The organism is [Clostridium] ultunense DSM 10521, from assembly GCF_000511955.1.
Lineage (GTDB): Bacteria > Bacillota > Clostridia > Tissierellales > Tepidimicrobiaceae > Schnuerera > Schnuerera ultunensis.
The window spans coordinates 85,433-95,815 of the sequence record NZ_AZSU01000001.1 but is presented as its reverse complement, the minus strand read 5'-3'; the positions used below and the strand labels follow the sequence as shown (position 1 = coordinate 95,815).

Annotated in this window: 10 protein-coding genes and 1 pseudogene; 1 reads left to right on the top strand and 10 read right to left on the bottom strand. The window is 34.4% G+C overall.

Annotated features, from left to right (window positions below; translation table 11 throughout):
* Positions 1-36 precede the first annotated feature (36 nt).
* The 10 genes and pseudogenes from CUL_RS0100545 to CUL_RS0100500 form a co-directional block, all read right to left on the bottom strand.
* Positions 37-408 (bottom strand): annotated as a pseudogene (locus tag CUL_RS0100545) (transposase); the annotation flags it as partial.
* A 152-nt stretch (positions 409-560) separates the two neighbouring features.
* Entirely contained in the window at positions 561-1,394 is an 834-nt protein-coding gene (locus tag CUL_RS0100540; RefSeq protein WP_005583860.1) for a DegV family protein, read from the bottom strand.
* 17 nt (positions 1,395-1,411) lie between these two features.
* Positions 1,412-2,758 carry a phosphoglucosamine mutase gene (glmM, locus tag CUL_RS0100535; RefSeq protein ID WP_025640211.1) on the bottom strand — a complete coding sequence of 449 codons (1,347 nt, stop codon included), beginning with the start codon at positions 2,756-2,758 and terminating at the stop codon, positions 1,412-1,414.
* Between the two features lie 132 nt (positions 2,759-2,890).
* The gene (locus tag CUL_RS0100530) at positions 2,891-4,240 is read right to left on the bottom strand and encodes a CCA tRNA nucleotidyltransferase (protein ID WP_025640210.1); all 1,350 of its coding nucleotides are present in this window, start codon (positions 4,238-4,240) and stop codon (positions 2,891-2,893) included.
* Positions 4,241-4,459: 219 nt separating this feature from the next.
* Positions 4,460-5,698, bottom strand: a complete 1,239-nt coding sequence (gene fabF / locus CUL_RS0100525) for a beta-ketoacyl-ACP synthase II (RefSeq protein WP_025640209.1) — start codon at positions 5,696-5,698, stop codon at positions 4,460-4,462.
* 26 nt (positions 5,699-5,724) lie between these two features.
* The gene (gene acpP, locus CUL_RS0100520; RefSeq protein ID WP_005583277.1) at positions 5,725-5,961 is read right to left on the bottom strand and encodes an acyl carrier protein; all 237 of its coding nucleotides are present in this window, start codon (positions 5,959-5,961) and stop codon (positions 5,725-5,727) included.
* Positions 5,962-5,979: 18 nt separating this feature from the next.
* Positions 5,980-6,723 carry a 3-oxoacyl-[acyl-carrier-protein] reductase gene (gene fabG / locus CUL_RS0100515; RefSeq protein ID WP_005583276.1) on the bottom strand — a complete coding sequence of 248 codons (744 nt, stop codon included), beginning with the start codon at positions 6,721-6,723 and terminating at the stop codon, positions 5,980-5,982.
* Positions 6,720-7,679 (bottom strand): ACP S-malonyltransferase, encoded by a 960-nt coding sequence (gene fabD / locus CUL_RS0100510; RefSeq protein WP_005583275.1) that lies wholly within the window; start codon positions 7,677-7,679, stop codon positions 6,720-6,722. The genes fabG and fabD overlap by 4 nt, the downstream gene beginning before the upstream one ends.
* On the bottom strand, positions 7,676-8,632 hold the full coding sequence (fabK, locus tag CUL_RS0100505) for an enoyl-[acyl-carrier-protein] reductase FabK (protein ID WP_025640208.1): 957 nt from the start codon (positions 8,630-8,632) through the stop codon (positions 7,676-7,678). The genes fabD and fabK overlap by 4 nt, the downstream gene beginning before the upstream one ends.
* Before the next feature lie 11 nt (positions 8,633-8,643).
* On the bottom strand, positions 8,644-9,639 hold the full coding sequence (locus tag CUL_RS0100500) for a beta-ketoacyl-ACP synthase III (RefSeq protein ID WP_005583273.1): 996 nt from the start codon (positions 9,637-9,639) through the stop codon (positions 8,644-8,646).
* 211 nt (positions 9,640-9,850) lie between these two features.
* Here CUL_RS0100500 and fabZ point away from each other — a divergent pair, with 211 nt between their 5' ends.
* Positions 9,851-10,282 (top strand): 3-hydroxyacyl-ACP dehydratase FabZ, encoded by a 432-nt coding sequence (gene fabZ / locus CUL_RS0100495; RefSeq protein WP_005583272.1) that lies wholly within the window; start codon positions 9,851-9,853, stop codon positions 10,280-10,282.
* Positions 10,283-10,383: the final 101 nt, after the last annotated feature.

Below are 10,383 nucleotides of genomic sequence, written 5' to 3'. Positions count from 1 at the left end.
CATCTATTGCTTGTTCTAGGATACGCATTAAATATTTTTTTCAAATACGTCTGTATCTTTAAATCTTCTAACATAGTTCTTTCCAAATGTAGTAAAGTGGGGTATCTTATCATGTAGACCATATCCTAGAAACCAGCGATAGGCTACATTAGTTTCTATTTCAGTTATAGTTTGCCTCATTGATTTTATCCCAAAGATATATTGGATGAAAACAATTTTAAATAAAACTACAGGGTCTATACTTGGTCTGCCGGTTTCAGTACTATACATGTCCTTTACTAAATCATAGATAAAGCTAAAATCTATGCAAGCATCAAGTTTTCTAACTAAATGATCTTTTGGGACCAATTGGTCAATAGATATGATTTCAACTTGATTTCTTTTATCAGATTTATTTATCGTTAGCATAACAACACCTCATTTAAAAATATGTTATATATTATATATTCTACAAAAAAGCAGAAAATCCTTTTTGCTTTCAAGGATTTTCTGCTTTTTTTATAAAAAATTTATACTTTGTCTTCAGTCTGAGGGAACTCTCTATATAGAGAGTTCCCTTTTTAAAAGGCTAAAATTATACCACCATCATCTGCATAGGCGGTACTTAATCCCGATGTTTCTACAATTATAATATCCTTGAAATTGTACTTTTTTTGTATCTCCTTCTTTAATTGTTCGGCCCTATCTAAGGCGTTACAATGGGCTATACCTAAAATTTTCTCCTCTAACTGCTCACCTTGTTCTCCTATAATATCTACCAATCTTTTAAAAGCCCTCTTGCTTCCCCTTACTTTTTCTACTAATCTTATGGTACCATCATCATTTGAGCCCATTACAGGCTTTATGGATAATTTAGTTGCTATTTGGCCTATAACCCTACCTATACGGCCTGCTTTAATCAAGTTATCCAAAGATTCTAATATGAAAAACGTCTTCATTTCCTTTATATATTCTTCAGTTTTAGCAACTATATCATTTCTATTATAATTTTTCTGGATTAAATCAAAAATTTTAATACTTACTAAAGTTTCTCCAATAGAAGCGCTTAGGGAATCAAATACGTGAATAAATTTGTTTCCTTTTTCAAGGGCAATATTCTTAGCTAATACTGCGTTGCTATAAGTACTGCTTAGTGCTGAAGATAGGGTAACAACAAATATATTATCAGCCTTTTCATATTCCTTTAAAAATTCTCCTGGAGAAGGGCTAGATGTCTTTATAGGATTTTTACTATTCTTCATTGCCATTAGCAATTCCCTTACATCTAAGGATTCATCATCGACAAAGGTATGCCCTTCTACATCTATCTTCAAAGGTACCAACCCTATATCCAATTTGCCTTTCAGGTCTTTATTTAAATCACAGCTACTGTCAGCAACTATTCTATACTCCATTTCATCACCTCAATTTACTATTGGCCTATTCTTTCCTCAATAAATTCTGCCAATTCTTTAGCAATATTCTCTATTTTTTTCCTATCTTTCCCTTCGATCATAACTCGAACAAGAGGTTCTGTCCCAGAAGGTCTAATAACAACTCGTCCTTCGCCATGAAACATTTTCTCTATCTTTTCTATTTCAGATTTTATTTCTTCATTTTTAAGATAGGAGTTTTTTAATTCATTTTTAACCTTTGCATTTACTAATACCTGAGGGTAGTTAGTCATAACCCTATTAAGGTCAGATAACTTACTTCCAGTTTCCTTCATTACTCGAATCAATTGGAGTCCTGTCAACAATCCATCACCTGTAGTATTATGTTCCAGAAATATTATATGGCCCGATTGTTCACCTCCCAAAACATAGTCATTAGCAAGCATCTCCTCAAGTACATATCTATCTCCAACAGAAGTTTTCACAATATCTATTCCTTTACTTTTCAAATATACATCTAATCCCATATTGGTCATTACTGTACCTACTACCGTATCATTTCTAAGCTTACCATTATTATGTAGGTAAGTACCACAGATAGCAAGTATATGGTCGCCATCTATGATATTGCCTTTTTCATCTACAGCAATAAGCCTATCCCCATCACCATCGAAGGATAAACCTACATCCGCCTTAGTTTCCAATACTAAGGATTGGATCATAGATGGATTAGTAGAACCACACTCAACATTTATATTGCTCCCATTTGGTTTATCATTAATTACAATTATTTCACCATATAATTCTTTTAGTAACTTAGGTGCAATTTTATATAAGGCCCCGTTACCACAGTCTACGGCCACCTTAATCCCCTTTAAATCTCCTTCTATGGTAGATTTTAAATGTTCAATATAATATCCACATCCTTCTCCTTCCACAATGGTTTGTCCAACTTCTTCCTTTATAGGTCTTAAAGGTATTTCTTCATTATTAAATATTAGTTTTTCAACTTCTTCTTCTATAGCATCATTTAATTTATAGCCATTACCATTAAAAAATTTAATTCCATTGTATTCTACTGGGTTATGGGAAGCAGATATAACAACTCCTGCTAGAGCATTATATTTTTTAGTCAAATAGGCAACTGCTGGTGTTGGCACTACTCCTAAGGATATTACATCTAATCCAGTAGAACAAATCCCAGCTGTCAATGCTGCTTCCAGCATATCCCCTGATTTCCTTGTATCCTTACCAAGGACTATTCTACCCTTCTTACCTTTAGACAGTATATATGCCCCTGCTCTCCCAACTTTAAAAGCTAACTCTGGAGTCAAATCTTTATTTGCAATTCCCCTTATTCCATCTGTTCCAAATAACTTCCCCATCTTATTACCTCCTAATTCAGACTATAACAGTTTAATAATATCATAACCTTTAGCAATGGACAATGGACAATTTCAAACAAGTCTATTTGAGATAGTATGAATGGTTATTACTATTTTAAAATAATAAATTTACTACTTTACAAGGCTGGGTGTATATTTCTCTAAAACTATCCTTTTCAATATTTCCTTATCATTTAACTCTGGTTTTTCCATTACTTTCTCCAATAAATATTCCAATATCTCACCAATTATAGGACCTTGTTCAAAGCCTAGCTCCATTAAATCTTTACCATTTATAGCTATCTGTTTTATGTCATAGGCTTCATCTTTTTCCAATATTTCTTTTATTTTATTTCTTCTTTCAATTATATGATCCATAGTTGCTTCTTTGTTAGAGCATTTAATATCGGCTATTTGAAGCTCAATTAGATTAAATACTTCTTTTTCTCCTAATCTTCTAATAAGCCTTTTTAATCCCTTTTCTTTAAATTTTGTATGATGATTCATATGCTCTTTTACAAGATTATATACTTCCTCTATAAGTTCATTTGGAGCTTTAAATCTTTTTAATACCTCTTTGGATATATCTGCTCCAAGTTCATCATGTCCATAAAAATGGCCTATTCTTTCTTCATCTATTGTTAAAGTATGGGGTTTTCCTATATCGTGAAATAATGCTGCTAACCTTATCTCAATAACAGACGGAACGCTGTCCAAAACACATAATATATGGTCATATACATCCATTTCATGATGAGGGTTTCTCTGTTTAAAATCTATGGCAGGAATTATTTCTGGTAAGATCACCTTCAATGCCCCCATTTTTTCTAATATTCTAATACCATAGGATGGAATATGGCTAAGAAGGATTTTATAAACCTCATTAAAAATCCTTTCCATACTGACTTTTTTAATATGAGAACTATATTGTTTCCCAGCCTGAAAGGTAGATTCATCAATTGTAAACTCAAGCTGTGATGCAAATCTTGCTGCCCTTAATATCCTAAGATAGTCCTCATTAAACCTTTCTTCTGGATTTCCCACCGTCTTTATTATCCGTCTTTTTAAATCTTCTCTACCATCAAAAGGATCTAAAATTCCTTTAGTCTTATTATATGCTATTGCATTAATAGTGAAATCCCTACGACTTAAATCATCTTTTACATCTGAAGAAAAGGATACCCATTCTGGTCTCCTTCCATCTAAATACTTACCTTCTCTTCTAAAAGTAGTTACCTCTACATCTCTTTTTTCTTGAGATACTATAATTGTTCCAAACTTTTTGCCTATATCAATAGTCTTAAAATCATAAAAAACAGACTCTATTTCATCAGGAGATGCGCTAGTAGCAATATCATAATCTGTAGGTGTTTTCCCTAAAAGCATATCTCTTACACTACCGCCAACTAAATATGCCTCATAGCCTTTTCTTTCTAATCTTTCAATTATTAATTTCACATAATCTGGAATATCCAATGTCATAATATCACTCCATGACCACCATATTATATCTAAGTATAACATAGTATAAGTTGAAGACAATAAGTTTATTCAATGAAAAATGTCCTAAGGGTTAAGCTATAGGTATACCCATTAAAATACATTAAGGTAGCGAAAGGTCTCAGGTTTGAGATCCTTCGCTACCACCTAGATAACAATATAATGTGTTTAATGCCCTCTCGATACTCGAAAGGTTTTTATTTATTCCATGTATTTTTTTAACAATATTGAAGCATTATGCCCTCCAAATCCTAAGGAATTGGATATTGCATATTTTATATCCCTTTTTATTAAAGTGTTTGGAGTATAGTTTAAATCACAGCTCTCATCTGGATTTTCATAGTTTATAGTAGGGGGTATTATCCCTTCCTTAATGGCTAATATAGTTGCTATAGCCTCTATTCCACCAGCAGCTCCCAATAAATGGCCAGTCATGGATTTAGTAGAGCTTATGGCTAGATTATAGGCATGTTCTTTAAACGCCTTCTTTATTGCCAAAGTTTCCAGTTTATCGTTATAATAGGTGCTTGTGCCATGGGCATTTATATAGTCTATATTACTAAAATGAATCTTACCATCTTTTAAAGCTAGTTCCATAGCTCTTTTAGCTCCTCCTGCTTCAGGATCAGGTGCAGTAATATGATAAGCATCAGAGGTGGCTCCATATCCAATAATTTCTCCATATATTGTTGCTCCTCTATCCAATGCATGGTTTAACTCTTCTAGTATGAGAATTCCTGCTCCTTCTCCTATTACAAAGCCATCCCTTTCCTTATCGAAAGGCCTACTAGCCTTAGTAGGCTCTTCATTCCTTGTAGATAAAGCCTTCATAGAATTAAATCCTGCTAACGAAATAGGTGTTATAGCTCCCTCACTACCTCCTGTAATAATTAGATCAGCTATACCTCTTTGTATCATCCTAAAGGATTCTCCAATAGCATGGGTACTTGAAGCACAAGCGGTAGTAATGGCGAAACTAGGACCTTTTATTCCATAGACCATGGAAATCTGTCCTGGTGCCATATTGGATATCATCATAGGGATGAATAAGGGGCTTACCCTTTTAGGCCCCCTTTCCAGCAGTTTAGAATGTTCCTTCTCTAGGGTCTCCATACCGCCTATACCAGAACCTATAACTACTCCTATTCTTTCCCTGTCTAATTTTTCTAGTTTGATATCTCCATCCTCTAATGCTAAAGATGTACCAGCCATAGCATATTGAGTAAATCTATCCATCCTTCTAGCTTCTTTTCTATCCATAAAATCTTCAGGAGAAAAATCCTTAATTTCCGCTCCGATCTTAGTATCATATTTTTCTGTATCGAATCTAGTGATATAATCTATGCCCGACTTGCCTCTAAAAAGGGAATTCCAATACTTATCTCTGCCTATGCCAATAGGTGTAACGGCCCCTAATCCCGTAATAACTACTCTTTTCAATTATAAGCCTCCCAACCAATAGGATCTTAATTAATTTTTTCTTCAATATATCGTACTATATCACCTATATTCTTGAATATCTCAGCATCTTCATCTGGTATTTCAATATCAAATTCATCTTCTAAAGCCATCATTACCTCTACTGCATCTAATGAATCTGCATCTAGATCGTCCATTATAGAAGTTCCCATAGTAATGCTTGCCACCTCATCTATCTCCAAAGTATTTATAATAATATTTTTTACTCTTTCAAAATTTGTCATTTTTCATCCTCCTTTAATCTACATAACCATTCCGCCATCAACATTTATTACTTGGCCAGTAATATAGTCAGATTTTTCACTAGCTAAAAATACTACAATGTTGGCAATATCTTCGGGTTTACCTATTCTCCCCATTGGAATACTTTTAACCAGTGAATCCCTAATATCATCCTTTAAGATTTCTGTCATATCTGTTCTTATGAAACCAGGTGCTACTGCGTTTACATTTATGCCTCTACTAGCTAACTCTTTAGCCATAGATTTTGTAAATCCAATAACTCCTGCCTTAGAAGCACTGTAGTTTCCCTGACCAAAATTTCCTGTAATCCCTACAATAGAAGCAATATTTATTATCTTTCCATACCTTTTCTTCATCATTCCCTTAACAAAGGATTTAGTACAAAGATAGGTACCTTTAAGATTTGTTTCTATTACATCATCCCATTCCTTAGTTTTCATGCGGATTATCAAATTATCCTTAGTTATTCCTGCATTGTTTACTAATATATCTATAGGACCCATTTCAGCATCAATATCTTTTGCCATGTTCAGCACATCCTCTTCTTTTGAGATATTAGCTTTCACTGCCATCCCTTTAACTCCATTTTTCTCTATTTCATATACCACCTCCTCAGCCTTCTCTTTATTATTAATATAGCTAATAGCTACATTAATACCATTTTTTGAAAGTTCAAGGGCAATGGCTTTGCCTATACCCCGAGAACCACCTGTCACTAAGGCATTCTTTCCTACTAAACTCAATTTGTCACCTCCTTTCCAAAGGAGTCTATGGTTTTTTTCAAAGTTTCTATACTGTTCACATTAAAGGTTTCTACTGGCTTATCTATTGATTTTCCAATTCTCTTTACAAAACTTGTAAGGGTTTTTCCTGGACCTATTTCAATGAAGGTATTTACTCCTTCCTTCATCATAAATTCTATACTATCTTGCCATAACACAGAACTACTTACTTGATTTACTAATTTTTCTTTTATCTCTTCCTTGCAGGTAACAGGCTTCCCATCTACATTGGAAACTAAATTTTTATTTAAATCCCATAACTTTACTTTGTCTAATTCTTCTTTCAATCTCTCACCAGCAGGTTTCAGTAAACTAGAGTGAAAAGGTGCGCTAACAGGTAGTGGAACAGCTTTTTTAGCTCCAAGTTTTATTGCCTCCTGGCAAGCCAATTGAATTCCCTCTTTTTCTCCAGAAATAACTATTTGCTCTGGGGAATTATAATTGGCTACTTCCACTATATTATGGTCTTTCACCTTTTCTATAGCCATTAACATCTTTTCTCTACTTAAACCTAGTATGGCCGCCATACCACCTATTCCTTCTGGCACTGCTTCTTGCATAAGCTTTCCTCTAACCCTTACAAGCCAAAGGGCATCTCGAAAGCCAACACCTTCAGATTTCACCAAGGCAGTATATTCTCCTAAACTTAGCCCTGCAGTAAATTCACAATCTATTCCTTCCTTTTCCAATGCTTTCATCATTGCAATGCTAGTTGCAAGTATGGCAGGTTGAGTATTTTCCGTCCTTATTAATTCTTCATCTCTTCCCTGGAAACAAATATCCCTTATATTCATCTTTAAACATTCATTTGCTTCTTCAAATACCTGCTTAGATTCGGGAAAAGCTTCATAAAAATCTTTTCCCATTCCTACATATTGGGAACCTTGGCCTGGAAAAATAAAGGCAACCTTTCTCATTGACCTCCGCCCCCCTTCATGGAGAGTAAACTATCCATTTGTTCTATGGCAGAGTCAATAATACCTTCTATTATATCTTTACAGGGCTTTACCTCATTTATAAGACCTGAAATCTGTCCTGCCATGACAGAACCTTTGGTAATATCCCCTTCTTTTACAGCTAACCTAAGTCTACCTGCACCGAAATCTTCTAACTCCTGAAAGGATAATCCTTTTTCCTCCAATTCTAAATATTCCTTAGTAAATCTATTCTTAAGAACCCGAACTGGATAGCCAGTAGTTCTTCCAGTAACTGTCGTCTGCCTATCCTTAGACTTTATTATCATTTCTTTAAAATTATCATGAACTGTACATTCAGTTGAACATACAAATCTAGTCCCTAGTTGGACCCCTTCTGCTCCTAGGGATAGTGAAGCCAAAAACCCTCTTCCGTCACCAATACCTCCTGCTGCTATAACAGGAATCCTAACTGCATCTACTACTTGAGGAACTAAAGCCATAGTAGTTAATTCTCCAATATGGCCACCAGCTTCCGTCCCCTCTACAATTAAGGCATCGACGCCTTCCCGCTCTAATCTTCTTGCTAAAGACACAGTAGGTACTACAGGTATTACTTTCACACCATATTCCTTAAATTTTTTAATGAATTTGGCTGGATTTCCTGCACCTGTAGTCACCACAGGAACCCTTTCTTCACAGATTATACCTACTATATCCTCAGCAAAAGGCGACATTAGCATTATATTTACTCCAAAAGGTTTGTCTGTTAACCTTCTTGCCTTTCTAATTTCGTCTCTTATTACCTCAGGTGGTGCATTACCTGCTGCAACAATTCCCAATCCTCCACCTTGAGAAACAGCTGCTGCCAATTCATGAGTAGCTACCCATGCCATGCCTCCTTGTATAATTGGGTATTTAATATTTAGTAGTTTACATACCCTTGTATCAAACATAATCACCCCTCCTATTTGTTCCATCTTAATAGGGTTGCCCCCCAAGTCAAGCCAGCGCCAAAGGCTACTAGCAATACTATATCTCCTTTACTAAAAAATTCCTTCTTATAGGCTTCATCTAATGCTACTGGAATAGAAGCTGAAGACATATTTCCATACTTATCTAAGTTTATATAAACTTTATTTTCTTCTAATTGGAGTTTTTTTATTGCAGATTGGATTATCCTCATATTAGCCTGATGAGGAATTAATAAATCTATCTGCTCCAAAGGTATATTGGCTTTCCTCAATACTTCTTTAGAAGATTTTTCTATTATCCTTACAGCGAATTTAAATACTTCCCTTCCATCCATCTTTATGGTGTGAAGTCTGTTTGATACAGTTTCATAACTTGCAGGTAGTCTTGAACCGCCAGCTGGTTGAATAAGTAGATGGCCATTATTTCCATCTGAACCTAGATCAAAGGTTAGAAAACCAAATCCTTCTTCACATCTTTCCAATATACAAGCCCCTGCTCCATCTCCGAATAGAACGCAAGTATTTCTATCTTCCCAGTTGACAATTTTAGATAATGTCTCTCCTCCGATTACTAATACCTTTCTATATGTCCCGGCTTTAATAAAATTGAAACCTATAGATAGACCATAGATAAATCCAGAACATCCTGCGGATATATCAAAAGCTGCTGCATTTATAGCCTGGATATTTTTCTGTACTATACATGCTGTTGAAGGAAAGGCCATATCTGGAGTTGCTGTTGCTACTATAATAAGATCTATTTCTTTAGGGTTTGTATTGCTATCTTCTAAGGCCTTATTAGCTGCAATAGTTCCAATATCTGATGTAGATAAACTTTGGTCTACAATCCTTCTTTCTTGTATGCCAGTTCTTTCTACTATCCATTCATTTGATGTATCCACTATTTCACATAAATCATAGTTAGTGATCACCTTTTCTGGTACATAACTACCTATGCCAGTTATACCGACTGAATATAGACTATTCAATTTTACACCTCCGTAAATATGTTTTTGGAGTTTTATCTTTTTATCCTCTCCCTTCTATTTTTACTATCCAGTTAAAACTAGTTGCTAAAAATTTCAAGTTTCTGTATTATATTTATATGGATAACAAAAACTTTATGAATTAGTATATAGCATTTTTGTAAAATGGTCAATATTATGATTTCTACTTAAAACGATGCTAAGAGGTGATATAGTGAAAAATATTTTAAATATTGATGATATAATGGAGATTATCCCCCATAGATATCCTTTTTTATTAGTTGACAAAGTTGAAATATTTATCAATGGCAAAAAGGGTATTGGATATAAAAATGTAACCATAAACGAGCCCTTTTTTCAAGGTCATTTCCCAAATATGCCTATAATGCCAGGAGTATTAATAATGGAAGCCATGGCTCAAGTTGGAGCAGTTGTTTTATTATCCGAAGAAAAACATAAAGGGAAAACCCCTTATTTTGCAGGGATAAATAAGGTTCGTTTTAAGAAAAAAGTTTTGCCTGGAGATATACTTAAAATGGATATAGAAATTATAAAGGTTAGAGGTTCTATTGGAATAGGGAAAGGAGCAGCTTTTGTAGATGATGAGATAGCTACGGAAGGAGAGTTTCTATTTGCTATGGAGTAAACAAAAACAAGTTGCCTATTAACCGTTAATAGGCAACTTGTTTTTGTTTGCTAATTCTCTTTCTTTTAGATATTTAATTTCAATTAATACATGGTAAAACT